Here is a 26,719-nt window from a genome sequence, read left to right on the forward strand (position 1 = left end):
AACCTGGGGTTGGCGGGGACAGGCACGCCCGTCCCCGCCCTTTCTTTCCACCCCCGCGTCCCTGTCATCCGGACCCTGCACATGGCGCAGCCCACCATCATAAATCTGAAGCCAAGCGCCGCTATGACCTTCACGGCAACCGGCCCCGCCGGCCGGTCGAGAGGACAGATGGACAGGCACGCCGAGAACCACGCCTTCGAGGACGCGGACAGCGCCGACCTTGAGGCGCACCAGTCGCTGCTGCGTGGCTATTTCGCCCGCCGGATCCGGCAGACGCAGGACGTGGACGACTATGTCCAGGACGTCTATCTGCGCGCGCTGGCCGCCGCCCCCTCACGCGGGGTGGAGAACTGGCGCGCCTTCCTGCTGCGCGTGGCCAACAACCTGCTGGTCGACCGCTTCCGCCGCAACGCCACCCGCCATCACGACGCCCACCAGGCGCTGGACGATGTCGGTGAACTGACGGATGAGAACGGCCACAGCCCCGAACACACCGCCATGATGCGCCAGGAACTGGCCTGCCTGGAGGCTGCCTTGCGCACCGTCGATCCCCTGGCCCGCCACGCCTTCCTGCTGGTGCGCGTCGATGGCTTGAGCCACCGCGAGGTGGCCGGCCGCCTGGGCCTTGAGGTCAAAATGGTATCCCGTCACATCGAACGCGTCCTGGCCCACCTGGCCCGCACGTTGGTGGAGCCGACGCGTTGACGCCCACGGACATTGATAACGCCATCCTGGAAAGTGCCGCCGCCTGGATGCGCCGCATCCGCAAGGGCGAGTTGGGCCTTGAGGACAAGCGGGCGCTGCAAGCCTGGCTGGCGGCGGACATCCGCCATGTCGCAGCATTGGACCTGGTGACCCAGGCCTGGACGGTCAGCGGCGCCATCGACGATAAGGGCCCCCTGCGGCCGGACCTGATGCGGGCCCGCGGCCTGCGCCTGGCCGACGGCCGCACCCGCCCCCACCGGCAGCCCCGGCGGCGCCTGGTGTGGATGCCGACGGCGGTTGGCCTCGCCACCGCCCTGGCGGTGGTGCTGGTCTGGCTGTGGAACGGCGCGGTCAGCGAGGCCGATTATGTCACCGCCGCCCACGACCGGCCGCAGGTCACGCTGTCGGACGGCACGGTGATGCGCCTGGGCGGCCTGACCCACCTGCACGTGCGCATCGACCCGCTGGGCCGCCGGGTTGACCTGTCGGAGGGCGAGGCCGAGTTCCAGGTGACGCATGAGGCCATGCGCCCCTTCCACGTCCTGGCCGGCGGCATCGAGGTGCGCGACATCGGCACCCGCTTCACCGTCACCGCCCACGGAACCCAGGTGCGTGCCGTGTTGCAGGAGGGGGCGGCCGAGATCCGCGACCGGGCCAGCGGCCGGGTACTGTTGCAGCTGAAACCGGGGCAGCAGGCGGAGCAGGACGGCGCCGGCCCCGTGCGCCTGGCCCAGGCCGACCTGGCTAAGGTGGCGGCGAAACAGGATGGCCGCATGCTGTTCGACGACATGCCCCTGTCGCAGGTGCTGCCGGAGGTGGCGGCCCGCACCGGCATCATCCTGCGGCTGGAGGATCCGGCCCTGGGCGCCATCCGGGTCAGCGGCAGCTATCGCACCGACGATATCACCGGTTTCCTGGCCGCCTTGGCCCGCCTGCATCCCATCACCTGGAAACAGGATGCGAATGGGGATTACCGGATTGCCCGCCGCCGGTAAGCCCATCCACGCCGATGCCGCCCGCCGCGTCACACGGTGGCCGGCGGTGCCGCTGATGCTGTCGTGCAGCCTGCTGGCCCTGCGGCCCGAGGGCGCGATGGCGGCGGCCGGCTATGCCGTGACGGCCCAGCCCCTGGGGGCGGCCCTGCTGGACCTGGCGCGCCAGGCCGGCCGCGACGTGCTGTTCCGTCCGGAACTGGTGCAGGGCTGCCAGGCGCCGGCCGTCAGCGGCGTCAATGATTTCGAGACGGCGGTGGCCCGGCTGATCGGCGGCTGTCATCTGCGCTATCGCCTGGGCGACGGCGGCGCCATTGAGCTGGAACGCCAGCCGGTGGCCGCCACCGTCCTGCCCGCAATGTCCACCGGCCCGGCACCGGAAGTGCTGATCATCAGGGCGCCGGCCCGGGGAATCGCCCTGCCGGCATCCGGCATCACCGGCCTGACGGAGGTGCTGAGCGGCGACCAAATGCATGAGCACGCCGACCAGACCCTGGCGGAAAGTCTGGGCCGGCTGGCCGGCGTCAACGTGCTGGTGACATCCTTGCAAGGGGATCTGGGCGGCATCGACCGGGCGGCGCGCGGCGAGGGCCAGTTCGCCGCCGTACGCGGGCTGGACAGCGCCTATAGCGTCACCCGGCTGGACGGCGTGGCGGTGGCGCAAAGCATGCCCTACAGCCGGGCGGTGCAACTGAGCCTGCTGCCCCCGCTGGCGATGGAGGGGGTGGAACTGACCAAGACGCCAGACGCCAGCGACGACGGCGATGCCACCGCCGGCCAGTTCGACCTGCATCTCGCCTCCGCCCTGGAAAGTGGGGAGCACACCCGCCTGCTGGTGCAGGGCAATGCGGACCAGCAATCCCTGGAACTGGGCCGGCCCGGCGCCGGCGGCCTGGCCACCCTGGACATCGCCCGGCAGTTCGGGCCCGACCACAGCCTGGGCCTGGCGCTGAACGCCTATTACGGCCGCAACCGCTTCGCCAGCGTGGAGCAGTCCTATCAGTCCACCCAGTTCGAATACCGCATCACCGATGCCAGCGGCCATGTGCCGGCCGGCATGGATCCGGCCAATGACCTGCTGCCCACCTCCCTCAACATCCAATACTCGGAAGGGGAAACCCGGCGCTGGGGCGGCAGCCTGGCCGGAGACTGGCAGCCCAGCGACAGCTTCCACGCCTTCGCCCACGTGACGGTGGCGACCGCCGACACGGACCAGGAGGTCTACCAGATGGGTTTCCAGGGTGGGCGCGACGCCACCTTCCTGACCCGCACCGCCTTGGGCGACGGCCTGTATGAGACCAGCAGCGTCAAGACCCAGGTGCATTACTGGTTCGAGACCAACCCCGACACCGCCACCCTGGGCACGGCGCAGTTGGGCGGCGACTGGCGAGACGGCGCCCTGACCCTGTCGCCCCGCCTGTTCTACACCTGGGGCGAAAACGGCCGGCCGCAGCATATCGAGATGTCGTTCTGGAACCCGACCACCACCACCGTGGCGCAGGGGCTGAGCCTGAGCAATCGCGACGGCTATCCCGTCATCACCGGGCCGGCCGGGGCGCAGGCCCTGGCCCGCGACGTGGAAAACCTGCCCGTCTCCAACCAGGGGCAGATCACCAGCCTGTCCAGCCAGCAGCAGCGATTGGGCGGCGCCCTGGACGGCAAGCTGAAACTGGGCCCCGACGCCGTGCTGGAGGCCGGGTTCAAGATCACCGACAGCCATCGCGACAGCTATCGCCGCGACCAGGAGGGGCAGCTGGTGGGCGGGCTGGGTGCGGTGGACGCCGGCACCACCGTGGCCGACCTGGCGCGGGTGGGCCTGCGCGCCGGCACGCTGGCCACCACCCTGGCCGGCGTCTATGACTACGCCTTCCCCCTGATCAACGCCGACCGGCTGGCCGCGCTGTACAAGGCGCGCGATGCCGGCGCCACCTGGACCGCCGACGACTGGAACGCCAACACGCTGAGCGGTGGTGAACGCACGGTGGCGGCCTATGCCCAGGCGCGGCTGACCTTCGGGGATTGGGAGGTTCTGCCCGGGTTCCGGGCGGAATTCTCCGACATCGACAGCACCTATTGGCTTTCGGGTAACAACGGCGTGCCGGCCGATGGCGTGAACTATGGCTGGAACCGCAGCGACAGCCATTTCGCGGCCTTGCTGCCCCGGGTGCTGGCCCGCTGGCAGCCCGACGTCCAATCCACCTATCGCGCCGCCATCTGGACCAGCCAGAGCGCCCCCGCCCCCTATCAGCTGGCGGGCAACGCCACCGTCACCCAGGACGGCGACGGCGTGCTGACCATCACCAAGGGCAATCCCAACCTGCAGGCGGTGGACGGCGTGAACTTCGACCTGTCCGGCACCTGGCAATGGACGGGGGCCGGCATCGGCGCCACCGGCATGGGGGCGGAGGGCGGCGGCCACCTGGAACTGGCCCTCTTCCACAAGCGGCTGATGCATTACCTGTACGATGCCGGCGGCAATCTGGCGGTGGACTCATCCACCAGCGACCAGACCACCCATCTCAGCATCCCGGCCAACGGCGGCACGGCCAAGCTGACGGGGGCCGAACTGTCGCTGGAGCAGCGACTGGCCGTGCTGGCGCCCGCCCTGCCGTCGGGCATCGCCGATGTGGTGTCCCGCTTCGGCGTGGCCGGCACGCTCAGTTGGGAGACCACCGCGGTGCGGCTGGACAACGCCGATTTGGACACGGTGGAACGGGTGCAATACGCGCCCCGTTGGCTGGCCAGCCTGCAACTGCGCTACGACCAGGACCGCGTCCACGCCGCCTTGGATTATCGCTGGGCTGACGACTATGTGCAGTCCTACGGCACCGCCTCCGTCTCCGGCGGGGGTGTCACCATGGCCGGCAGCGCGCTGGACACCTGGGTGCGGCCGTCCCGCCGGTTGGACTTCAGCACCGCCTATGACGCCGGCGGTGGTTTGAGCGCCCGCCTGACCGTCCGCAATTTGGCCGGCAACCTGGCCTATCGTACCAGCATCGGCCGGCACAGCGACGCCGTCCTCCAGACCATCGACGCCGGCCGCAGTTTCGAGCTGGGCCTGCAACAGGATTTCTGACATGGCGAAACACATCCTTGCCCCGACACTGCTGGCGGCGGCCCTGTTGCTGGCCCCACCGGCCCTGGCCGCGAACGCGGAGCAATTGGCGGCCCATTCCCCCCAGGTGCAGACGGCGATGACCCGCCTGCGCGCGGGCGTCGCGGGGTTGCACGACCCGGCGATCAAGGCGGCGACGCGGGACGCGCTGTTCAACCGCGACACCTGCGTGGTCCATCGCGCCAACCTGGATGCCGACGCGCAGCGCGACATCATCGTCCGCCTGATGGCGGAAGGCCTGGTGGATCCGGCTGACGGCAACCGCTTTCCCGGCGGGCTGGCGGCCGGCCTGTTCCCGGCATTGCCGGGCGAGGGCGGTCCCTGCCCGCACCTACCCCAGGCGTTCGCCGCCGCCCCCGGCGGCAACCAGGGCAGCCACCATTCCTGGCCGGGCGGCCTGCCCGTCCACACCGCCTTCAATGCGCAAATGGCGAAGGACATGGCGGCGGCCTATCGCGCCATCGACGGCGTGGTTCTGGACGGCCAGGACGATCTGATCAATGCCGCCCCGCTGTGGCACGACTGGGCCAAGGCCCTGGTCTTCGTCTGGAAAGCCGATGGCGGCCTGCCACCGGAACTAAGCATCGGCGGTCATGACAAGGACGGCGATTACCGCACCGGCGCCCACCACATCCTGGGCCTGGCGGAGGCCATGGCCCGCCACCTGCCGGCCGACCTGGTCATCGTCCAGGCCTGCGCCCACCAGGCGCCGGAGCGCGACAAGCCGCAAGGCCTGGTCCATTGGCTGCGCGCCGCCGCCGTCATCGCCCGCGTCGATCCGGTGGCGGCGGGATATCTGGCGCCGGGCGGTGACGGCGCCCTGACCCTGTCCGGCCTGGCCGATGGCGCCGTGCCGCGCTGGTGGTCCGCCTGCCTGATCCATGCCCAGTCCGACCACAACTGGGTCTATGCCGAACCGGCGGTGGAGGATGCGGACCGCCTGCTGCGTCCACTGGCACCCCGTTTCGGTTTCGATCCGACCCAGCCTTCCCAATACGCCTGGGGTTTCCGCCATCCGGTGTTGAGCCTGCTTGGCGCGCAGGGCGTGCAGTCCCTAGCGGCGCAAGGGCGCCTGACCGACACCCTGACCAAGCTGCGCGCCAAAGGCGCCTTCTGATCAAGTTTAAAGAAAGGCAATAATATTTTGAAACGCCTTGTTGTTTTCCTGATAACGGCCTTGTCGGCATCCTCGGCGCTGGCCAATCCCAGCCCCACCACCCTGGCCGCCGTCGCCGCCCCTCAAAGCCCGTCGGGACAGCCCTTGCGGCTGGAGCGGGTGGTGATGTTCGTGCGCCATGGCGTGCGGGCGCCGCTGACGGATGAGTTGGCGCCCGGCCTGGCCCAAGGGCAATGGCCCGCCTGGCCGGTGGCGCCCAGCCACCTGACACCGCACGGAAGCGAGGCCGCCCGCCTGATGGGCGCCTACCAGCGGTCGTGGCTGGCGGCCAACGGCCTGCTGCCTGCCGCCGGTTGCTTAGGCGCGCCCCAAGTGGCGATCTGGACCAATTCGGCTGAGCGCACCATCCGCACGGGTGAGGCCATGGCCCAGGGCCTGGCCCCCGGCTGCGCCCTGCCCGTAGGGCACCAGCCGCAAGGCACGCTGGATCCGTTGTTCGACCCGTTCGAGGCGGGTGCGGCCACCGTGGATGGCAAGGCAGCGGTGGCCGCCATGGCGCCGGAGATGGACGCGGTGCGTGACGCCGGCCGCGACCTGGCGCCGGCCATCGCCCTGGTGGAACGGGGCCTGGGCTGCGACCGGGCGACGCCCGCCTGTCACCTGGCCGACCAGCCCACCACCATCACCGCCAGCGCCGACAACCGGGGCGTGGATCTGCGCGGCCCCGTGGCGCAGACGGCGGGTGCGGCCCAGATCTTCCTGCTGGAATATCAGGAGGGCATGACCCTGGACCAGGTGGCATGGGGGCGGCTGAATCCTGAGGAACTGGCCCAAATCTCCCGCCTGCACGGCCTGCAATTCGATGTCTTCACCCGCAACGCCTATATGGCGCCGCGCAAGGCCGTGGCGCTGGCCCCCCGCCTGGTGCGGGCGTTGACGGAGGCAGGGCAGCCGCCGGTCACCCTGATCGTCGGCCACGATGACAACATCGCCGCCTTGGCCGGCCTGCTGGGCGTGCATTTCCAGGTGGAGGGCTACGGCCAGGACGATCCGCCGGTGGGCGGTGGCCTGATGCTTGAGGTATGGCGTGACAATGCCGGCCACCGGCTGGTGCGGGTGGTTTATCAGGCGCAGACACCGGACCAGGTGCGCAACCTGGCACCGCTGACCCTGGCGGCCCCACCGGCCAGCCAGGTGCTGACGCCGGCGGGCTGTGCCGAGCTGTGCCCCCTGGAAACGGTGGCGGGCAAGCTGCGCCGATCCTGATTGCCACGAATTTTCGCGTGGCGGCAAGTCCGGAGGATGCACCCCATTGTTGCGGACTTGCGCCGAAATCGATGGGGCGGGCGGGCGTTACCCTGAGTGGCCGTACTGAAAGCGGCCATAATAAAAGAGGAACGCCCCATGCCCGCCCCATCGCCGTTCACGGCCCCCTCCGCCATCCCCTATTATCCCGGCTACAACCTGCACTTCGTCGGCGACGGCGCCTTGCGGCAGTGGGAATTCAATGGCTGGAAAGCCGAAAGCCTGTCCTGGAAAAAGACCTGCTACATCCACGGCGGCCTGTCCGGCGTGGGCGAGACGATCTATGAGGGGCCGGAGGCGGAGTCCTTCCTGTCCCGCATCTTCGTCAACAGTTTCAAGACCTTCAAGATCGGTGCCGCCAAGCACGCCATCGCCTGTGACGAAAACGGCCTGATCACCGCCCACGGCGTGCTGCAACGGTTGGCCAATGACCGTTTCTGCCTGTTCGGCGCCGGTCCGTGGCCGGCCTACCAGCACGGCCTCACCCGCCTGGACGTGCGGCAGGAAAAGCTGAACAACTATTTCTTCCAGGTCGCCCGCCCCACCGCCCTGCAAACCCTGGAGGCGGTGACGGGCGAAAGCCTGCGCGATATCGCCTTCCTGCGTTTCCGCCAGACCGCCATCAACGGCCATCCGGTGCAGATCATGCGGGTGGGCATGGCCGGCACCCTGGCCTATGAACTGCATGGCCCCCTGGACCAGGGACCGGAGATCTTCGACGCCGTGGTGCGGGCGGGCGAACCTTTCGGCATCGAGCGCCTGGGCTGGCAGACCTTCCCCGTCAATCATGTGGAGGGTGGCTTCCCCCAGCAGTTCTGGACCTTCACCTCGGCGATGTACGGGGACCCGGGCTACCAGGCCTATGGCCGCGCCAACCCTTACTCCACGCCGCCCCTGCCCCAGTTCGTGGGCAGCGTCGATCCGGCCGACCGCCGTGCCCGCTACCGCACCCCGTTCGAGGTCGGCTGGCAGCGCTCCATCCGCCTGGACCATGATTTCATCGGTAGCAGCGCGCTGGAGCGGGAGATGGCCGCACCTAAGCGCACCATCGCCACGCTGGTGTGGAACGCCGACGACGTCATCGACATCTATGCTTCGTTGTTCCGGCCAGGGCAGGAGTTCAAGTATTTCGACCTGCCGGCCAGCCCCACCCACCGCCGCACCTACGCCCATGCCGACCACGTCCTGAAGGACGGCCGGCCGGTGGGCGTCTCCTCCGGCAGCGTCTACAGCTATCATTTCCGCCAGGTCCTCTCCCACGCCACGCTGGACGTGGAAGAGGACCATATCGGTAATGAGGTGACGGTGCTGTGGGGCGACTTCGGCGGCCGCCTGAAAGAGGTGCGCGCCCGGGTGGAGCGTTTCCCCTACCTGACGGAGGGACGTAACCAGACCGTTAACGTCACGGGATAGGGTTAGAACGCTTCGGCTTCATCCGGGTCGGGCGCGTCCGTCAGCTGGCGGGCCGCCTTGACCGTGTTGGACAGCAGGCAGGCGATGGTCATGGGGCCGACGCCGCCCGGCACAGGCGTCAGCACGCCGGCATGCTCCATCTCATCCGCCGCCACGTCGCCGACGATGCGGGTCTTGCCCGACGCGTCGGTGATGCGGTTGATGCCGACGTCGATGACGACCGCCCCCTCCTTCACCCAACTGCCGCGCACCAGGCCGGGGCTGCCGGCGGCCACCACCACGATGTCGGCGGTCGCCACGATGGCCGGCAGGTTGCGCGTCAGGATGTGGGTGACGGTGACCGTGCACTCCCGTTCCAGCAGCAGCAGGGCCACCGGCTTGCCTACGATGTTGGACTTGCCGATCACCACCGCCTTCAGGCCGCGGAAATCGTCCACCACCTGGTCCAGCAGCATCATGCAGCCCAGCGGCGTGCAGGGCACCAGCCCGCCGGAGCCGGTGGACAGGCGGCCGACGTTCACCGGGTGGAAACCGTCCACGTCCTTGCGCGGGTCGATGGCGTTCAGCACCTTGGCCGGGCGGATCTGCTTGGGCAGCGGCAACTGCACCAGGATGCCGTGGACATTGGGATCGCGGTTCAGGCCGCGCACCAGCGCCAGCACCGTTTCCTCCGACGTGTCGGCGTCCAGCCGGTGCTCGATGGAATGGATGCCGACCTCCTGGCACTTGGCCATCTTGCGGCGGACGTAGACCTCGCTGGCCGGGTCGTTGCCGACCAGCACCACCGCCAGGCCGGGGGTGACGCCCCGCTCAAGTCCAAGCGCGGCCACATCCGCCGCCACCGCGCGGCACAGATCGGCCGCCACGACATCACCCCGTAGAATACGCATCATCGGTTCCTGAACGCCTGAAGACAGGGGCGCACTGTAAGCGCAGCGGCCACCTCAAGTAAAAAACCAAACACGCAACAATGCGGTGCGTGTTTGGGGGATCAGTCGGCGAACCGTTCTGTCCGCCAGCCGGTCACGCCGCCCCGCGGCGGACGACGCCCGGCGGTGGTGGACGGGATACTGGCGGCAATCAGGAGAAAGCCCATGCCGCTGCTGTCGCCGCCCGCGTCCCGCCTGTCCGGCCGCATCGCCTATCGCGACAACGCCGGCAATGAGGTCGGGCGGGAACGCTTCGAACTGCTGTCCCACGCCGGCGGCCACAGCTTGCGCGCCCTGTGTGAGATGGACGACATCGCCCTGATCCGCGACGTGACGCTGTCCATGGATGGCGCCTGGCGACCGCTGGAGGGGTTCTGCCGCATCACCCAGGACGGCGCCATCGACGCCGCCACCCACCTGATCATCGGGCCGAACAGCGCCAGCATGAGCGGCCTGGTGCGGCGCGACGACCGCCTGGCGGTGGTGAACGAGGTGATGACCTGCCCCACCCCGCCCGCCTATCTGGGCCTGCACCCGCTGCAGGGCGACGCGCTGATCACCAATTGCGTGCCGGACGCCGCACCGGGCGTGTTCGTGCCGGTCAGCACCATCACCAATTCCCACTCCCCGGATGGGGAGCGGAATGTGGGCCTGCACGCCCTGGCCATCGAGGTGGCGTTCATGGGGGCGGAGACGGTGACCGTGGCCGCCGGAACCTTCCAGGCCCGCCGCTACGCCCTGCGCTGGCACCCCGACTGGCCGCCCGCCGATTTGTGGGTGCGGGCGGAGGACTGCGTGTTCCTGCTGATGCGCTGGAGCATGATCGACCGCTGGTACGAACTGGCGACCCTGGACCAGTAAAGGAGCCTTCCGATGGACCTGGCACCCGTCTCATCCCTCATCCGTGCCACGCTGTTCGTGCGTGACCTGGATAGGGCCACCGCCTTCTACCGGGCGCTGGGCCTGAGCGAGACCTATTACGAGGGCGTGCTGGACGACCCGTCGGCCAATGCCATCATCGGTTATGATCGGCCGGGGCCGCTTTCCGTGCGCATCATCAAGCGGCCGGGGCCCAACTTCGGCATGATCGGCCTGTTCAAGATGGACGACGCCCTGGGGGCCGAGGTCGTGCCCATGGCCACCGGCCCCGCCCGCGTGGGCGAGGTGGCGATCATCTTCTACGTCCGCTCCATGGCCGACACGCTGGGCGCCTTACGCGCCGCCGGTGCCACCTGGTCACCGGAACCCGCCATCTTCCGCATGGCCCACCGCCAGCAGGCCGAGGTCTGCCTGCGCGATTGCGACGGCGTGCTGATCAACCTGGTGGAAACCGACCCGGCACAGCAGGAGCGCACCCGGCCTGAATTGGATTACGCTTAGTCGTATGCCCTCAAGCGCCGGGCGCCAGCATCTGCTGGCTTGGCTTCCTCGATTTCCAGTCCGCCTACGGCTCCCCGGAAATCTGCGGCGGACGCGGTCGCGTCCTATAGAAAAGAAGAAGGGCGACGCCGGTGGTATCCGGCGCCGCCCCTGCCCCATTGCGATATCGCAATGATCACTTGGTCGTCAGCGTGAAGCCGTCCTTCGTGCCCACTTCCTGGTCCAGCGTCCCCTTCACTTGGCTGCCGGTTCCCCATTCCGCCATGAAGGCCAGGGACAGGCGGATAGCGGTCTTGAGCTGCGCCGCCTGGATGGGACCAGGCTGGGTGGCGTCGCAGATCAAGCCGCCGAAATAATGGTTGGCGCCGTCCAGCACCAGGCCATAACGGTGCCCGCCGGGGGCGGCGTTGTCGTAGCCGGCCAAATGGCCGTGCCAGCTGTCGGGCGTGCCGCCGGGCATGATATCGATGGTGCCGGTTTCCACCAGCGCCGGCGTTTCCAACGTGGCGTAGCCCTCGGCCGTGATCAGCCCGGGAATGGGCGGCGGCGGGGAGAAGGCCACGACGCAAGTGGCGGTGGCATCGCGCAGGGACCCGGTGACGCCCTCCGGCACGACGGCCTGCGCACCACCCTGCACCAGGGCGGTCAGGCCGCCATAGCTGTGACCGGCGGCGATGTGCGGACCGCCGATATGGGCCGACACGGCGCGCATGTCCTCGATCCGCGCCTTCCAGGTGGCGAGGCCGGGATACTTGTCATGCTGCGGATGGTCGGTGGAATCCACGTGCAGCGGCGCCACCACATCATAACCGGCGCCGACCCAGGCGCCGATCATGTCCGGATACTTCCACGGCGCCGACGCCGCCCCGTGGGAAAAGCTGATGATGCCGATGCGGCGCCCCCGCGCCCGCCAGGTCGACAGCGGGATGGTGTGGCCATCCGCCGCCGTCAGGGTGGACTTCTCCGGATCGAAGCCGGCGGCCAGGCCGGCCTTGGCGATCAGGGCGGCCATGGGCGCGCTGGCCAGGATGGCGCGGCGGGTGATCAGGAACGACATGGATGTTCTCCCTATCAGGGGGCCGGCGCGGCGTCGGCCGGCGGCAAAGCGTCCAGGAAAGCCTTGAGGTCGGCGGCGAACTGGTCGGGAATTTCCCACATGGGCCAGTGGCCCACACCGGGATAGTGGATCAGCTTGACCTGCGTCTGGGTGAAGCGCTTCACCGAGGCGTCGGCACCTTGCGAGATCACCGTGTCCTCATCCGACCATTGCAGCAGCACCGGCACCCGCACCTGTTCGGCCACAGCGCCCATGTCGGTGGTCTGGAACAGCCGGGCGTTGGACTTGAGGAAGGACTGCTGGTTGGTGATGGCGCCGGCCAGATTGCCCATGTCGTACATCATCTGCGGCAAGTAATCCGGAACCACCCAGCCGGGGTGCGAGGTGTCCTCGAACACCCAGCGGTAATAGAACTTGGGATGGTAATCGGGCAGCACGGCGTTGTGGAAGTTCAGCATCCAGCGGATGCGCCAGTCGACCTTGCGGGTCTGGCTGGGCCGTTCCAGCGGCAGCATGGAGAAGGTCATGGCCCGGAAACGGTCCGGATTATCGATGTTCATCTGCAAAGCGACGTTGCAGCCGTTGGACGTGGCCACCACGATGATCCTGTCGTACTTCAACTCATCCAGCACCAGGCCCACCAGGCGGGCGGCCTCCGCCGTGGTGTAGCCCTTGGCGTCGGGACCGCTGAGGCCATAGGGCGGCCAATCCACCCGCACGATGGTGTAGTGGTCGCGCAGGCGCTCCACCGCCGGATCCCATTCGCGCATGTTGACGCCGGTGCCGTGCAGCATCAGCACCGCCGGCCCCTTGCCCTCCACCCGCACGTGCATGGGCACGCCGTCCACGGTGATGAAGCGCGATGGCGCCTGGGCGTAGCGTTCCGCCATCAGGGCCCGGTCGGACGCCAGCCAACCCAGCTTGGCCGGCACGAACCACACCAGGAACACCACCGCCAGCAGCAGGATGAGGCCAAGCAGCCCCCCCGCGATCGTTCGCACCCTCACCCACGCCTCCTTGGCGGTTGTCTCATACGCGTGGCATTTGATCGTAACCGCTCAAATGCCCCCTCAATCGGCGGGCGCCGGCATCCGCCGGCTTGCCTCATCCTCGCTTTCCAGTCCGCCTACGGCTCCCCGGAAAGCTCCGGCGGCCCCAGTCGGGGCCTACAACGGCATGAGCAAAGAGCCCATGCCGTTGCTTCAACTTGGGAAATCATTTTGGACTTGAGCACCGCAACGGGCCGCTTACTTGTCCCGGTTCAGATAGGCATCGACCAGGTCGGCCACGCGTTCCGGCGATTCCAGCGCCGGGAAATGGCCCACCGTGTCCATGCGCACCAGCGAGCGGCTGGCGGCACCGGTCAGGTAGTCATACAGCGCCACCTCGGACGGCGGGGTCAGCACCGGGTCGCGCATGCCCCAGATGATCAGGACCGGCGCCTTGACGGCGGCCAGATGCTCGGCCGTCGCCTGCTTGTTGGCGGTCAGCGCCATCAGGGCCAGATAGTTCTTCTCCGGCGCCCGCATGTTGACACCGTAGTAATAATCAATGGTCGCGGGCGTCAGGCGCTTGGGCTCGCCGTACAGATATGAGAGATAGACCCGCCAGTATTCGCGGTCCTGGTAGCCGATCTTCCGGGCCCGCGCGATCTCCACATCCAACTCGGGCGTGGTCTTGATCTTGGCGTCGGCCACCGAGTTGGCCGGCGTGTTGGCCAGGATCAGCTGCGTCACGCGGTCCGGATACGTGGCCGCGAAATAATAGGCCAGGGTGCCGCCGCTGCTGGTGCCGAACACCGCCGCCTTGTCTACGCCCAGCTTGTCCAGCAGGCGGGCCACCAGGGCCTCCGGCGCGCCGATGGTCTTCGCCGCCTCATCGCTCACCGGACCGGACAGGCTGGCCGGCGGCTGGTCGTAGCGGATGATGCGGTAGCGGCCCTTCAGCCGGTTGACGACCCCGTCCCAGGAATTCAGGCTGCTGGTGGAACCGTGCAGCAGCAGCAGCACCGGCCCCTTGCCCTCATCCCGGTAGCGGACCTCGACCCCGCCGAGATCCGCGTACTTGTCGCCGGGTGCCCCGAAGCGCTGGCGGATTTCCGCCAGGCTCGGGCGCTGCACCGCCGGTGGGGCGGCCTCAGGTGGGGTGCTTTCCGCCGCATGCGGCGCGGACGCCATCATCAGGACGCCCGCCACAACCAGACCCGCGATACGGCCTATCATTGCACCCCCCATAGACTACCCCCTGTTTATTGTGATGGATCAGGCCCGGCCCGACGTGACGAACCAGGAACGGAACACGCCTTCCGACGTGTCGGTGAACTTCTTTGGTGCCGTACGGGCATGGAAGGCCGTGGACTGGTAACCGACACGGATGTCGGTGAAACCGGCCGCCTTCATCAGCTGGCCGTAGTCGGCCGACAGGGCGCCGCGCCAGTTGGGCTCATTATTGAACTGGGCCTCCAGTTCCGACGACAGCTCCTGCCACAGATCACCCAGGGTGTGCAGCAACGGCACCTCCAGGTGGATGGCGATGCCACCCGGGCGCAGCAGGCGGCGGCTTTCCGCCAGGATGTTGACGGCTGCCGCCTCCGACGTCTCATGCAGCACGACGCAGCTGTACACCACGTCGAAGGAGGCGTCGGGGAAGTTGGTGCGCTCCGCACTCTGTTCGGAGAAGTGGACGGCGGCCCCCAGGTGCTCCGCACGGCCATGGGCGTAGCGCAGCATGGACTTGCCCACATCGATGCCGTGCACCTCCGCATCGGGGAAGCAGACGGCCGCCGGCACCGTGCTGGTGCCGATGCCGCAGCCCATGTCCAGGATGCGCTTGGGCTGGATGTCGGGGGCGATGGTCAGCAGATGGGCCATGGCGGTGTGGCCGCGCAAATCGTTCAGCATGCCGCCGTTGCGGCCCAGCATGTAGACGGCACCGCCGCGATCCATCACGGCGCCCTGCAACACGGAGCCGTCATCCAGGGCGTTGCCGCCCGGCATCAGGTGGATGTCGCCGCGCAGGATGTAGTCTGGCGCTTTGAAGTCGGGGTCCAGGGTGACGCTGCCCTTGGGCGCTTCGACGGCGGCCAGGGCCTCAAGCTCACCCGCCTGGCGTTCCACGCTGTCCTCGACCGCCGCCCACAGCTGGCGCTGGGATTCACGCTTGAGGCTGAGCCAGGTCTTGAAGCTGCCGAAATCCTGCATGCGCTCGCGCAGATCGTCCACCGGGCTGTTGGTGGCGCGGCCGTCCATGGCCGCCACCATCTTGCCGGCGATGTCGCGCTGGGCGGTTTCCAGGTTCTGCATGACGAAAAGCTTCAGGTCGCGCACGAACAGCTGTTCCACCAGCTCGTCATGCGTCGGCAGGGCGATCATGGGATGGGCCTGGGCGGCGCGCGCCTCGACAATGCCGTTGCTCATGCTCACTTCTCCCCAGTGCTCGGGTTGGATACGGACGCGAGGTCGGCCTGGGCCGCCTCCTGCAAGGGCCGGAACACCTTGGCCAGGATGTGCTGGCGCATGCGATCGCGCTCGACCTGGGCGGCCGCGTCGGGCGAGAACTCGTCGACGGCACCCGGCGCCAGGACACCGGAGGCCACCAGCAGCCGCTCGCAGGCATCCAGGCGGGCCCGCAGGATCGTGGCCTCCGACGCCAGCGACACGATCATCGCCAGCGTCTGCTCATCATACGTGCGGCTGCCCGGAATAGGGTCGAGCCGATTGGGGGTGCGGGGAAGCCGGCGACTTGTCACATGAACCTCACGTCGAATGGCGGTGGGGGCGACTGGAGCGACCGGTCATGGGCATCGCCGGAAATTTCATTCCCGGCAATAGATTGTTGTCGCAACCAATTGGCGTCAAACGGAAATCCGTATTCGCCGTTCGCCTGTCCCTTGCCGCCCGATTGCCGGGTTTCCCTTTGGTCCCAAGGAAACCCCAGTCCCAACATTTAAGCGCAGGGCGGCCCGCCGATAAGCACCACGTGGAAAAAGCGTCCACACAGTGGTCAATTTGATACGCCGGAAGAACGGTTTGGCTTTGCGAAGAAGATGGGGTGGCGGGATAAAAAACATGCCACCCCAGTCCATTAGAAGGAGTACTTAACCCTGACACCGAAGGTGCGCAGCTCCGGCAGGGCGACGACCGCGGCGGCGTTGTAGGTGGTGTGGGCGAAGGTGTTGTTGAACAGCGAGCCGTCGGTCACGCTGGTGTAGTTGTGGTTGTCGAACAGGTTGGTGACGAACACCTCGGCATTGATCGACTTGGTGTTCAGGCCGACGCGCAGGTTGACGTTGGTCAGGTCGGGCGATTTCAGGATGTTGGCCGCGTCCGACCAGACGCCGGACTTGTAGGTGAAGTCGCCGCGGATGTAGGCGCTGGAGCCCTCAATCAGGTCCAGATCGTGGGTGTATTGCAGGCCGATGGCGGCGGAGTACTTCGATGTCAGCGGGTTTTCCTTGCCCGTGAAGTTGGTGATGCCGGTCAGTTGCGTCACCGAGGGCGAGATCAGGCTTTCGATGTAGCTGTCGTTGTACGCACCGCTGACGTTCAGTTCCAGGCCATGCATCAGCACGGCGGTGACATCGCCTTCCACGCCGGTCATCTTCACCCGGCCGGCGTTCAGGTTGGCCGACACCGTCTGGGTTGTATTGGCAACCGGGTCAAAAATCACGATCGACGCGGTGTTGATCTGGTTCTTCCAGACCGCACGGTAGGCATCCAGGGTGTAGCGCAGCTTGTTGTCGAACAGCTTGCCCTTGATGCCGATCTCATAATTGTCGATCTGCTCGGGCTGCACTTCGATCTTGTAGCCGTCGGCGGCCGCCGTCTGCTGCACCAGGGCGGTGCCCGACAGGAAGGCGGTGTTGAACGAGCCGGGGTTCACGCCCTCGGAGTATGACGCATAGACCATGGTGTCGGGCGCGACATCGTATTGGACGATCGCACGGGGGAGGAAGCTCTGGTACTCGTGGCTGGCGATCTGGCTGCCGCCGGCGTAGGTGCCGGCCGGCAGGAAGGCGTTGGACGTAACCGTCAGGCCGGCCGGCGGGGCGTAGGCGTACAGATGGTCGACCTGATAGCGGCCGTCGAAGCTGACGGTGAACTTGTCGGTGACCTGGTAGCTGAGGCCGTAGAACACGCCGGCCGTCTTGCTGCGGGTCATGCCGTTGACGGAAGACAGGGTGGTGGTACCCAGGGCGCCGTTGCCGCCGCCCAGGCCGTTCTGGTACTTGGCGTCCAGGTAGCTGGCGCCCAGCGTGCCCTTGAACGGGCCATGGTTATAGCTGGCGCGCAGTTCTTGGGACACGTCCTCGGTCTGCTGTTCCACCAGGAAGGGGAAATCGAAATAGCTGCGCGAACCGGTGCCGCCATAGGGGTTGGTCTGGCTGGTGTCGTAGTAGTTGTCCAGGTCGGCCAGTTCGCTGAAGTACTCGTGGTTGTAACCGGTCAGCGAACTGATGGTCAGGTCGGTGTCCGGCACCTCGTAGTCCATCGCCAGGTGCACATGGTAGTACTGGCTGACCAGGCCGTAGCCCTGGGCGCCATCATCGGGATCGATCAGGCGGCCCTTGGGGTTGGCCAGGAAGGCCTTGATGTAGGCGTCGTTGGCCGTGTTGGCCGAGGGGGAGTGGAGCAGGCTGGGGGCCGTGCCGCAGATATAGGCGTTGCTGACGGCCACACCCGTGGTGCTGACGCCGTTCAGGGTACAGTTGGACTGGTTGGCGACCACGACATTGCCGTTGGCGCCGGTGACCTGGTAGGCGCCGATCAGGCCCTGGGCCGACGGGCCGTCATCATTGGCGGTGATCATGCCGTAGAACTTGGCGGTGAAGTGTTCGCTGGGGGTGAACTTCAGCGAGACGCTGCCCGACTTGGTTTCCTGGTCGCCCAGGGTCTGGCCCGGCACGCCGGCGTTGGTGTAGGAACCGTCCTTGGCGAATTCCCGCGCCTCCATGCGGATGCCCAGCTTGTCGGGAACGATGGGGCCGCTGAGTTCCGCCTGGAAGTCGCGGTTGTTGCGGGTGCCCAGCATGCCGCTGACCGAACCGCCCCACTCATCCGTGCTGGGGTCCTTGGTGATGACGTTGATGGCGCCGGCGAAGGTCTGGCGGCCGAAATAGGCGCTCTGCGGGCCCTTCAGCACCTCGACCCGTTCCGGATCGGTGACGTTGCTGATGGCGGTGGCGGACGACACCGGCACGCCGTCCAGGAAGACCGAGGTGGTCTGCGCGATGGCGTTGGGAGGCGTGAAGCCGCGGATGATGACCTGCTGGAACGACCGGTCGTTACGGCCGGCGCCGTTGTCGACGACCTTCATGCCCGGCGTGTAGGCGGAGATATCCTGCACCGACACGATGCCGCGCGCCTCGATGTCTGCGCTGGTCAGCGCGGAGACGGCGACCGGGGTCTTCAGGATGTCTTCGCCGACCTTACGGGCGGTGACCACGATTTCCATCAGTTCATCGCCGCCCGCCTGATCGGCAGCGGCCTGGTCGGCCGCCTTGGCGGGAGCGGAGGTTTGGGCATGCGCGGACGACGCGGCGCAAGCCACCATGATAGCCAGAATGGATGTCGCTGGACGGATTCGTCCCCGAGCACGAAAAACAGCCATGATGAAGCCCCTGTCTTTGTGTTTTTTAATAGGTGTTTTTAGTTATCGCTGGACAGAATCCAGGACTTTATTTTTGTAACGTTTGCCCGCCAAGAAATGGCGGCGGATTTATTTTAAAATCTCGCCGCAACCCTCGGTGATCATGATTTGATCGGTTTTGTTGCCGAATGACAATGCGGAGCCGAAATCTCTATCCACGTGATGGACAGATGACTCTCAGGGGTAATCATTAAATTTATGGGGTGGGACAAGGAAAGCATGGCTTTCATTGGGCTTTTCGCCAGCGCCATACTTTGGGATATATCGGGAATCACGCGGCGGGACCCGTGTTCTTCCTGCATGGGCTGGATGCCGGGAAAAAAGCACGGCCCACGGGCACGGGACCAGGGGGCGGCGCCCTCTTCACATGCAATTGGGGCGGCGGCCTGAAAAGACCACCGCCCCAATCGTTGATGCAGACCCGCTGTCGCCGGTCCGGCCCCTTAGAAGGAGTACTTGACCTTCACGCCGAAGGTCCGCAGGTCGGGCAAGGCCGCGATGGCGGCGGAGTTGTAGGTGGCGTGGCTGAAGGTGTTGTTGAACAAGGTGCCGTCGGCCACGCTGGTGTAGTTGTGGTTGTCGAACAGGTTGGTCACGAACACTTCGGCATTGATGTTGCCGGTGTTCAGGCCGACCCGCAGGTTGACGTTGGTCAGGTCCGGGGACTTCAGGATGTTGGCGGCATCCGACCAGACGCCGGACTTGTAGGTGAAGTCGCCACGGATGTAGGCGGTGGAGCCTTCGATCAGATCCAGATCATGGGTGTACTGCAGGCCGATGGCGGCGGAGTACTTCGACGTCAGCGGGTTTTCCTTGCCGGTGAAGTTGGTGACGCCGGTCAACTGCGTCACCGAGGGCGAGCTCAGGCTTTCGATATAGCTGTCGTTGATGGAGCCGCTGGCGTTCAGTTCCAGCCCATGCATCAGGACGGCGGTGATTTCGCCTTCCACGCCGGTCATCTTCACCCGGCCGGCGTTCAGGTTGGCCGACACCGTCTGGGTGGAACCGGTGCTGGGGTCGAACACCACCAGCGAGGCGGTGTTGATCTGGTTTTTCCAGACCGCGCGGTAGGCATCCAGGGTGTAGCGCAGCTTGTTGTCGAACAGCTTGCCCTTGATGCCGATCTCATAATTGTCGATCTGCTCGGGCTGCACTTCGATCTTGTAGCCGTCGGCGGCCGCCGTCTGCTGCACCAGCGCGGTGCCGGACAGGAAGGCGGTGTTGAAGGCGCCGGGGTTCACGCCCTCGGAATAAGAGGCGTAGACCATGGTGTCGGGCGTGACGTCGTACTGGACGATCGCGCGCGGCAGGAAGCTCTGGTACTCGTGGCTGGCGATCTGGCTGCCGCCAGCATAGGTGCCGGCCGGCAGGAAGGTGTTGGAGGTGACCGTCAGGCCGCTCGGCGGGGCGTAGGCGTACAGGTGATCGACCTGGTAACGGCCATCGACGCTGACCGTCAGCTTGTCGGTGACCTGGTAGCTGAGGCCGTAGAACACACCGGCCGTCTTGCTGCGGGTCATGCCGTTGACGGTGGAGAACACCGTCGTGCCCAGGGCGCCGTTGCCGCCGCCCAGGCCGTTCTGGCTCTTGGCGTCCAGATAGCTGACACCCAGCGTGCCCTTGAACGGGCCCTGGTTGTAGGTCGCGCGCAGTTCCTGCGACACGTCCTCGTTCTTGCGTTCCACCAGATAGGGATAGTCGAAGTAGCTGCGCGAACCGGTGCCGCCGAAGGGGTTGGTCTGCGACGTGTCGAAGTAGTTATCCAGGTCGGTCAGCTGGCTATAATATTCATGGTTGTAGCCGGTCAGCGAGCTGATGGTCAGGTCGGTGTCCGGCACCTCATAATCCATCGCCAGGTGCACATGGTAGTACTGGCTGACCAGGCCATAGCCCTGCGTCCCGTCGCTGGGGTCGATCAGGCGGCCCTTGGGGTTGGCCAGGAAGCTCTTGATATAGGCGTCGTTGGTGGTGTTGGCCGACGGCGAGCCGATCAGCTTGGGCGCCGTGCCGCAGATGTAGCGGTTGCTGACGGCCACACCCAGCGCGCTGACACCGTTCAGGGTGCAGTTGGACTGGTCGGCGACCACGACATTGCCGTTGGCGCCGGTGACCTGGTAGGCCCCGATCAGGCCCTGGGCGGACGGACCGTCATCGTCGGCGGTGATCATGCCGTACAGCTTGGCGGTGAAGTGCTCGCTGGGCGTGAACTTCAGCGAGACGCTGCCCGACTTGGTTTCCTGGTCGCCCAGGGTCTGGCCCGGCACGCCGGCGTTGGTGTAGGAGCCGTCCTTGGCGAACTCACGCGCCTCGACCCGGATGCCCAGCTTGTCAGCGACGATGGGGCCGCTGAGTTCGGCCTGGAAGTCGCGGTTGTTGCGGGTGCCCAGCATGCCGCTGACCGAACCGCTCCAATCGTCGGTCGGATCCTTGGTGATGACGTTGACGGCGCCGGCGAAGGTCTGGCGGCCGAAATAGGCGCTCTGCGGGCCCTTCAGCACCTCGACCCGTTCCGGATCGGTGACGTTGCTGATGGCGGTGGCGGAGGACACCGGCACGCCGTCCAGGAAGATCGACGTGGTCTGCGAGGTGGCGTTGGCCGGGGTGAAGCCGCGGATGATGATCTGCTGGAACGAGCGGTCGTTACGGCCGGCGCCGTTGTTGACGACCTTCATGCCCGGCGTGAAGGCCGAGATGTCCTGGACGGAAACGATACCGCGGGCGGCGATATCCTCAGACGTCAGCGCGGAGACGGCGACCGGCGTCTTCAGGATGTCTTCGCCGACCTTACGGGCGGTGACCACGATTTCCGTCAGTTCATCGCCACCCGCCTGGTCGGCGGCACCCTGGTCGGCAGCCGCGGGAGCAGCGATCTTGCCGTCGGGAATGGCGGTTTGGGCATTCGCGGATGACGCGGCGCAGGCCACCACGATAGCCAGAATGGACGTCGCCGGGCGGATTCGTCCACGTGCATGAAAAACAGCCATATTGAAGCCCCTGTATTCTGTAGTGTTTTAGGCAGATGTTCTTTTTTAGCACCGGACAGAGTCCAGGCTTTTGTCTTGTAAACTGGGGAGAACCAGTAAACATCAGCGGATTTATTTGAGTCTTATCCGCGCTTTTGATGGGTGGTGATTTGGGCGATTTTGCCGCGAATGACAATGCCGGCCGGAAATTTCTATCCACGTGATGGACAGAACCCTCGCAGGGTTAACCACGGAATTTTATGGGGTGGGACAAGGAAAGCGCGGCTTTCATTGGGCTTTTTAGCCCGTGTCCGCCCTTAAGGATATATCGAAAAAATAAGGAGCAGGGATGAGCACAAATCTACTGCGCACCGCCCTTCTGGGTGCGGTGACAGGGGTAATCGCCGTCGGCATGGCCCCAGGCGTGGCCAGGGCGGCCGTACCGGCTTGCGTGGAAACGACGCCGCTGCAACGGCCCATCGAGTACGATTCCACCGACATCCTGCCGGATGGGCGGGTGACCTTCCGCCTGTGCGCACCACAGGCGACGGCCGCCAAGCTGGTCAGCAGCGAGATAGAGGCCGTGCCCGCCGGCTATGACGGCAAGCCCGAGGGCCTGCCCATGGCCAAGGATGAGTTGGGGTACTGGAGCGTCACGACGCCCACGCCCGTGGCGCCGGGCCCCTACCGCTACGGTTTCAAGGTCGATGGCATCCGGGTGGCCGACCCGCAGGTCACCCACTATTCGCAATTCTTCCGGGGCGTGATCTCCACCATCGACATTCCGGGCACGTCGGCGGCGTTCGAATCCTTCCATGCCGACGTGCCGCACGGCCTGGTGTCCACCCTGGACTATTGGTCGAAATCCCTGGGCATGCAGCGCCGCGCCCACATCTACACCCCGCCGGGCTATGAGGCCGGCAAGGGCGCCCACCTGCCGGTGCTGTACCTGGTGCACGGCGCCGGCGACAGCGACGACAGCTGGACGTCCATCGGGCATGCGCAATACATCCTCGATAACCTGATCGCGGCAGGCAAGGCCAAGCCCATGATCATCGTCATGCCCTTCGGCCACACCCCGGCACGCGAGGGCGTGGAGCGCATGAACAACACCGATTTCGGGGCCGACCTGCTGGGTGATCTGGTCCCCTATGTCGATGCCCACTTCCGCACCGCCCCCAAGCCGGCGAAACGGGCCATGGCCGGCCTGTCGATGGGCGGCGCCCACACGCTGCAGTTCGGCCTGCCCCACCCGGAGGTGTTCGGCGCCATCGGCGTCTTCAGCGTCGGCCTGCTGGGCGACGATCCCCTGCCCGCCTATGGTGCCGCGCACGGCGACGGCCTGAAGAAACGCGGGGAAGCCCACGGCCTGGTCTATTACGCCATCGGCAAGGCCGATCCCTTCCGCAAGCTGGTGGAACCGACCGAAAAGATGTTCGACCAGTACGGCATCAAATACGAATTCCATGAGAGCGAGGGCGGCCACACCTGGCAGAACTGGCGCGATTACCTGGTCCTCTTCGCGCCCAAGCTTTTCCAGTAAGCGACTAATCCTTAAGGGCTTATCCGGAATGGCGAAGGCATGCCCTTCGCCATTTCTTTATGGGTGAAAGGCGCCTGTCCACCAGGTGGTGACCACCTGGTGGTTGTCATTTGACAAGCGCGCGTGTGCGCCAAAAATCCGTCATGTAGAAAATCTGGGCATGCGGCGAACCCGCATCGCCCCATCCGGACATCAGGAGCCGCGCCCGCCCCCGTGTCGAACATCGCTTTCGACCAGGATCGGTCGTTGCCGCCCACAGCGCAGAAGGACATCGCCGCATGACGCAGGCCATTTCGCGCGGCTATGTGCCCGGCCCCCACGGCCAACTCCATTACCGCCAGGCCGGTCCGCAGGGTGCCGTTGCCGGTCGCCCGCTGGTCCTGTTCCACCAGAACCCGTCCTCCTCTTTCGAGTTCGAGGTGCTGATGGCGGAACTGGCGCGGGACCGCCGGGTCCTGGCCTTCGACACGCCGGGCTACGGCATGTCCGACGGCCCGTCGGAACCGCTGAGCATGGCGGGTTACGCCGGCATCCTGGCGGACGCCCTGCCCGCCGTCGGTATCGACAGTGCCCTGGGCTGCGACGTCTACGGCTTCCACACCGGCGCGCTGATCGCGGTGGAGGTGGCGCTGGCCCGGCCCGACCTGGTCCGCGCCGTGGCCCTGACCGGCCTGCCCATGCGCAGCCCGGAGGAACGGGCGGAACGGCTGGCCGCCGCCCGCAACCCCACGCCCCTGGATGAGGCGGGTGAGACGGCGATGGGCCTGGCCCGGCGCCTGTGGGATTTCGTCGTCGTCAACCGGAGCAAGGGCGTCACGCTGGCCCGCGCCGCGGAAAACTGGATCGACAAGCTGCGCACCCTGGACCGCATCACCTGGGCCTATGTCGGGGTGTGGAGCTTCAATTTCGAGGCGCGGATGCCCCTGCTGAAACAGCCCGTGCTGCTGCTTCAGCCCCATGAAGAGATCTTGCGGCAATCGATCGCCGCCGTCGCCCTCTGCCCCGACCACCGCGTCGTGGAGATGCCGGAGTGGAGCCGCGACATTTTCGATATCCCGGAAGCGGTCACCCGCATCGGTGAAGAGTTGCGCCGCTTCCTCGACCAATCACATTGAAGCCTTAGGAGTTTTGCTGATGACCGCCCCCACCACCGCCCCCGGCGGCCTCCCCATGGCCAAGATTTCCCATTCGGTCATGGCGTCCGATTTCCTGGCCGACGAAGTGGCCAAGCGGTACGACATCGCCGGTCCGGTCACCGCCTTCCTGCTGTATCGCGGCATGAACGACGTCTACCTGGTGCAGGGCGCCAATGAGCGCTACGCCCTGCGCGTCTGGCGCAAGACCTACCGCGACGTCGATGAGGTGGCGATCGAACTGAACTTCCTGGATTACCTGCGCCAGCAGAAGTTCCCGGCGTCGGCCGCCGTCCGCACCCGCGAGGGTGAGCTGTACTTCAAGCTTGAGTCGCCCGAAGGCCCGCGCGCCATCGCCCTGTACGACTGGGCGCCCGGCAAGAAGTTCGGCGAGCGCCTGGACATCGGCACGGCCGAACGCATCGGCGCCGCCTTCGCCCAGATGCACCTGCACGGCATCACCTACCAGGGCGCCAAGCCCTTCAGCACCGACAATTCCGTGCGGTTCCAGGTGACGGTCCCGGCCCTGCTGAACTTCGTCTACGACCGGCCCGACGACCTGCGCGACTATGCCATCATCAATGAGCGCCTGGCCCAGCGCCTGATCGACATCCGGTCCGACGACGTGCCCATGGGCATCTGCCACTGCGACTTCCATTCCAGCAACGTCCACGTGGCGGATGACGGCCAGATCATGCTGCTGGATTTCGATGGTACCGGTGAAGACTATCTCATGCAGGACGTGAAGAACTTCGTCTGGGGCAACGTCTTCTACGGCTTCTCCGACAGCTACGGCGAGGCGTTCGAGCGCGGGTACGAAAGTGTCCGCCCCTTCACCGCCGACGAAAAGCGGCATGGCGAACTGTTCCTGCTGGCCAAGGCGTTCCGCCTGGTCTCCGGCATGGCGGAATCCTCCGCCGCCGTGGGCCGCGGCACGCTGCGGTTCCGCAACCTGGATTGGTTGGGCGACTACATCAAGTCGCGCGCCCGTCCGCTCGGCCTGCTGTGATCTGACACCGCTGAAAGGCAGGGGCGCTCCCCCTACCCTGCCTTTCGGTGGCGGTGACCGGACATCCGGCAAGGCCGTAAACCGCCGAGGTATCCCATGGATGATCTCGCCGCCCTCATGGCGAACGACGAAGAATTACTGACGGGCCTGCAAAAGAACGGGCCCATCAACCTACCCAGGGCTTATGAAATCATGGACCGGTTCGGCATCGACGGGCTGGTCCTGGGCGATCCGTTGAACGTGTTCCACGTGTTGGGTTACTGGCCGCAGATCGGGACCACCCGGCAAGGCCAGCCGCCCACGACGTTCGCCATTTTGACCCGCGACGCGACGCGGCCGCCGGCCATCGTCACCTCGCACTTCATTTATTACTATACCTTCGTGGACGGTGGCCCGCGTGACCAGGTGGCCGCCTACCTGTTCCAGGACGCGGGCGACCAGGGGGCGGAGGATTTTGCCCCCGTCTTCCCGGGATTCTTCGCCAGCCGGGGTGCCGCCCCGCTGACGACGGTGGAGGAACGGCGCCGGTCGCGCACCGACGCCGCCGTGGCCGGCCGCCCCGTCTTCGCCGATGCCGGCGGCGCACTGAGCCGGGCGCTGCGCGACCTGGGCCTGTGGCAGGGCCGCATCGCCTATGACCACGAAGTCACCCGCATGGTGTGCGAGCGGCACGAACGGCCGGGCGAACTGGTCCCGGCCGACAATTTCCTGCGCTGGATCCGCATCGTGAAGTCGCCGCTGGAACTGGCGCTGATGCGCCGGGGGGCGGAGGCCAACGCGGCGGCGGTGGATGCCGTCATCGCCCAGGTCCGCGCCGGCGTGAATTACCGTGAGATGCGCCAGCTGTTCGCCCTGGAAAGCGCCCGGCGGGCCAACCGCGCCGTGTTCATGACCATCGACCGCGTCTCCTCCGAACTGCCGACGCAGGACCGGGTGCGCGAGGGCCAGTCGCTGTTCTTCGACGGCGTCGGCCATTTCCAGAACTATCACGGCGACTATGCCCGCACCGTCTTCGTGGGCGAGCCGGTGGCCGCCGCCCGCCGCGCCGCTGATGCCGCCGTGGCCGGCTGGAAGGCCATCCGGGAGCAGTTGCGCCCCGGCATGCGTTTCTCCGAAGTCAGCCGCATCGGCCTGGACACGCTGAAGAAATCCGGTGTCGGCGACATCGTCACCTTCGGCCCCCACAGCGTCGGCCTGATGCACACGGATGAGCCGGGCGAGGTGCGCGGCGGCTTCTACGGCAAGAACGACCTTGTGCTGGAAGAGAACATGGTCCTGAGCGTCGATTGTCCCTCGCTGGACACCGGCATCGGCGGATCGGTCCATATCGAGGATCTGGTGGTGATCACCCGCGACGGGGCGGAGCCTATCCACCACCTCGGCAACCACGTCATCATGATTTGAGGCGCC

General features: G+C 66.6%; 20 protein-coding genes. 12 read left to right on the forward strand and 8 right to left on the reverse strand.

Annotated features, from left to right (window positions below):
* Nucleotides 1-168 precede the first annotated feature (168 nt).
* From PW843_30010 to PW843_30035, 6 genes are all read left to right on the forward strand, one after another.
* The gene (locus tag PW843_30010; protein ID MDE1150806.1) at nt 169-705 is read left to right on the forward strand and encodes an RNA polymerase sigma factor; all 537 of its coding nucleotides are present in this window, start codon (nt 169-171) and stop codon (nt 703-705) included.
* Nucleotides 702-1,700: a FecR domain-containing protein gene (locus PW843_30015; protein ID MDE1150807.1), complete on the forward strand. Its 999-nt coding sequence runs from the start codon at nt 702-704 to the stop codon at nt 1,698-1,700. The genes PW843_30010 and PW843_30015 overlap by 4 nt, the downstream gene beginning before the upstream one ends.
* The gene (locus PW843_30020) at nt 1,684-4,773 is read left to right on the forward strand and encodes a TonB-dependent receptor (protein MDE1150808.1); all 3,090 of its coding nucleotides are present in this window, start codon (nt 1,684-1,686) and stop codon (nt 4,771-4,773) included. The genes PW843_30015 and PW843_30020 overlap by 17 nt, the downstream gene beginning before the upstream one ends.
* A gap of 1 nt (nt 4,774) precedes the next feature.
* Nucleotides 4,775-5,929: a hypothetical protein gene (locus PW843_30025; GenBank protein ID MDE1150809.1), complete on the forward strand. Its 1,155-nt coding sequence runs from the start codon at nt 4,775-4,777 to the stop codon at nt 5,927-5,929.
* A gap of 60 nt (nt 5,930-5,989) precedes the next feature.
* Nucleotides 5,990-7,195: a hypothetical protein gene (locus tag PW843_30030; protein MDE1150810.1), complete on the forward strand. Its 1,206-nt coding sequence runs from the start codon at nt 5,990-5,992 to the stop codon at nt 7,193-7,195.
* A 138-nt stretch (nt 7,196-7,333) separates the two neighbouring features.
* Nucleotides 7,334-8,647 carry a hypothetical protein gene (locus tag PW843_30035; GenBank protein ID MDE1150811.1) on the forward strand — a complete coding sequence of 438 codons (1,314 nt, stop codon included), beginning with the start codon at nt 7,334-7,336 and terminating at the stop codon, nt 8,645-8,647.
* A gap of 2 nt (nt 8,648-8,649) precedes the next feature.
* Here the strand turns inward: PW843_30035 and folD are convergent, their stop codons facing one another.
* Nucleotides 8,650-9,540 carry a bifunctional methylenetetrahydrofolate dehydrogenase/methenyltetrahydrofolate cyclohydrolase FolD gene (folD, locus tag PW843_30040; GenBank protein ID MDE1150812.1) on the reverse strand — a complete coding sequence of 297 codons (891 nt, stop codon included), beginning with the start codon at nt 9,538-9,540 and terminating at the stop codon, nt 8,650-8,652.
* 201 nt (nt 9,541-9,741) lie between these two features.
* Between folD and PW843_30045 the strand changes: the two genes are divergently transcribed.
* Together PW843_30045 and PW843_30050 are read left to right on the forward strand one after the other, a co-directional pair.
* Nucleotides 9,742-10,437 carry a hypothetical protein gene (locus PW843_30045; protein ID MDE1150813.1) on the forward strand — a complete coding sequence of 232 codons (696 nt, stop codon included), beginning with the start codon at nt 9,742-9,744 and terminating at the stop codon, nt 10,435-10,437.
* A gap of 12 nt (nt 10,438-10,449) precedes the next feature.
* Complete coding sequence (locus PW843_30050) at nt 10,450-10,956, forward strand: VOC family protein (GenBank protein ID MDE1150814.1); 507 nt, start codon at nt 10,450-10,452, stop codon at nt 10,954-10,956.
* Between the two features lie 175 nt (nt 10,957-11,131).
* Here PW843_30050 and PW843_30055 read toward each other — a convergent pair whose 3' ends face one another.
* The 7 genes from PW843_30055 to PW843_30085 all read right to left on the reverse strand — a co-directional run bounded on the left by PW843_30055 (nt 11,132) and on the right by PW843_30085 (nt 21,645).
* Entirely contained in the window at nt 11,132-12,013 is an 882-nt protein-coding gene (locus PW843_30055; protein MDE1150815.1) for a hypothetical protein, read from the reverse strand.
* Nucleotides 12,014-12,027: 14 nt separating this feature from the next.
* The gene (locus tag PW843_30060; GenBank protein ID MDE1150816.1) at nt 12,028-13,020 is read right to left on the reverse strand and encodes an alpha/beta hydrolase; all 993 of its coding nucleotides are present in this window, start codon (nt 13,018-13,020) and stop codon (nt 12,028-12,030) included.
* A gap of 240 nt (nt 13,021-13,260) precedes the next feature.
* The gene (locus PW843_30065; GenBank protein ID MDE1150817.1) at nt 13,261-14,193 is read right to left on the reverse strand and encodes an alpha/beta hydrolase; all 933 of its coding nucleotides are present in this window, start codon (nt 14,191-14,193) and stop codon (nt 13,261-13,263) included.
* Nucleotides 14,194-14,274: 81 nt separating this feature from the next.
* Nucleotides 14,275-15,429 carry a class I SAM-dependent methyltransferase gene (locus PW843_30070; GenBank protein ID MDE1150818.1) on the reverse strand — a complete coding sequence of 385 codons (1,155 nt, stop codon included), beginning with the start codon at nt 15,427-15,429 and terminating at the stop codon, nt 14,275-14,277.
* Between the two features lie 2 nt (nt 15,430-15,431).
* Complete coding sequence (locus PW843_30075; GenBank protein MDE1150819.1) at nt 15,432-15,677, reverse strand: hypothetical protein; 246 nt, start codon at nt 15,675-15,677, stop codon at nt 15,432-15,434.
* Nucleotides 15,678-16,096: 419 nt separating this feature from the next.
* The gene (locus PW843_30080; protein MDE1150820.1) at nt 16,097-18,565 is read right to left on the reverse strand and encodes a TonB-dependent receptor; all 2,469 of its coding nucleotides are present in this window, start codon (nt 18,563-18,565) and stop codon (nt 16,097-16,099) included.
* Between the two features lie 539 nt (nt 18,566-19,104).
* Nucleotides 19,105-21,645 (reverse strand): TonB-dependent receptor, encoded by a 2,541-nt coding sequence (locus tag PW843_30085; GenBank protein ID MDE1150821.1) that lies wholly within the window; start codon nt 21,643-21,645, stop codon nt 19,105-19,107.
* Nucleotides 21,646-21,973: 328 nt separating this feature from the next.
* Between PW843_30085 and PW843_30090 the strand changes: the two genes are divergently transcribed.
* The 4 genes from PW843_30090 (at nt 21,974) to PW843_30105 (ending at nt 26,713) form a co-directional block, all read left to right on the forward strand.
* The gene (locus PW843_30090) at nt 21,974-23,167 is read left to right on the forward strand and encodes an alpha/beta hydrolase-fold protein (protein MDE1150822.1); all 1,194 of its coding nucleotides are present in this window, start codon (nt 21,974-21,976) and stop codon (nt 23,165-23,167) included.
* A 278-nt stretch (nt 23,168-23,445) separates the two neighbouring features.
* On the forward strand, nt 23,446-24,282 hold the full coding sequence (locus PW843_30095) for an alpha/beta fold hydrolase (GenBank protein MDE1150823.1): 837 nt from the start codon (nt 23,446-23,448) through the stop codon (nt 24,280-24,282).
* Between the two features lie 19 nt (nt 24,283-24,301).
* Nucleotides 24,302-25,309: a phosphotransferase gene (locus tag PW843_30100; protein ID MDE1150824.1), complete on the forward strand. Its 1,008-nt coding sequence runs from the start codon at nt 24,302-24,304 to the stop codon at nt 25,307-25,309.
* A 96-nt stretch (nt 25,310-25,405) separates the two neighbouring features.
* Nucleotides 25,406-26,713, forward strand: coding sequence for a M24 family metallopeptidase (locus PW843_30105; protein MDE1150825.1), 1,308 nt, complete (start codon nt 25,406-25,408; stop codon nt 26,711-26,713).
* Nucleotides 26,714-26,719 lie beyond the last annotated feature (6 nt).

It is taken from the genome of Azospirillaceae bacterium (assembly GCA_028283825.1).
Taxonomy (GTDB): domain Bacteria; phylum Pseudomonadota; class Alphaproteobacteria; order Azospirillales; family Azospirillaceae; genus Nitrospirillum.

Excerpts from the sequence above, each read along its gene's own strand:
- PW843_30075 (MDE1150819.1), bottom strand. The coding sequence starts at position 15,677 with ATGATCGTGTCGCTGGCGTCGGAGGCCACGATCCTGCGGGCCCGCCTG.
- PW843_30055 (MDE1150815.1), bottom strand. The coding sequence starts at position 12,013 with ATGTCGTTCCTGATCACCCGCCGCGCCATCCTGGCCAGCGCGCCCATG.
- PW843_30085 (MDE1150821.1), bottom strand. The coding sequence starts at position 21,645 with ATGGCTGTTTTTCATGCACGTGGACGAATCCGCCCGGCGACGTCCATT.
- PW843_30065 (MDE1150817.1), bottom strand. The coding sequence starts at position 14,193 with ATGATGGCGTCCGCGCCGCATGCGGCGGAAAGCACCCCACCTGAGGCC.
- PW843_30025 (MDE1150809.1), top strand. The coding sequence starts at position 4,775 with ATGGCGAAACACATCCTTGCCCCGACACTGCTGGCGGCGGCCCTGTTG.
- PW843_30090 (MDE1150822.1), top strand. The coding sequence starts at position 21,974 with ATGAGCACAAATCTACTGCGCACCGCCCTTCTGGGTGCGGTGACAGGG.
- PW843_30070 (MDE1150818.1), bottom strand. The coding sequence starts at position 15,429 with ATGAGCAACGGCATTGTCGAGGCGCGCGCCGCCCAGGCCCATCCCATG.
- PW843_30045 (MDE1150813.1), top strand. The coding sequence starts at position 9,742 with ATGCCGCTGCTGTCGCCGCCCGCGTCCCGCCTGTCCGGCCGCATCGCC.
- PW843_30100 (MDE1150824.1), top strand. The coding sequence starts at position 24,302 with ATGACCGCCCCCACCACCGCCCCCGGCGGCCTCCCCATGGCCAAGATT.
- PW843_30035 (MDE1150811.1), top strand. The coding sequence starts at position 7,334 with ATGCCCGCCCCATCGCCGTTCACGGCCCCCTCCGCCATCCCCTATTAT.
- PW843_30095 (MDE1150823.1), top strand. The coding sequence starts at position 23,446 with ATGACGCAGGCCATTTCGCGCGGCTATGTGCCCGGCCCCCACGGCCAA.
- PW843_30105 (MDE1150825.1), top strand. The coding sequence starts at position 25,406 with ATGGATGATCTCGCCGCCCTCATGGCGAACGACGAAGAATTACTGACG.
- PW843_30050 (MDE1150814.1), top strand. The coding sequence starts at position 10,450 with ATGGACCTGGCACCCGTCTCATCCCTCATCCGTGCCACGCTGTTCGTG.
- PW843_30080 (MDE1150820.1), bottom strand. The coding sequence starts at position 18,565 with ATGGTGGCTTGCGCCGCGTCGTCCGCGCATGCCCAAACCTCCGCTCCC.
- PW843_30010 (MDE1150806.1), top strand. The coding sequence starts at position 169 with ATGGACAGGCACGCCGAGAACCACGCCTTCGAGGACGCGGACAGCGCC.
- folD (MDE1150812.1), bottom strand. The coding sequence starts at position 9,540 with ATGATGCGTATTCTACGGGGTGATGTCGTGGCGGCCGATCTGTGCCGC.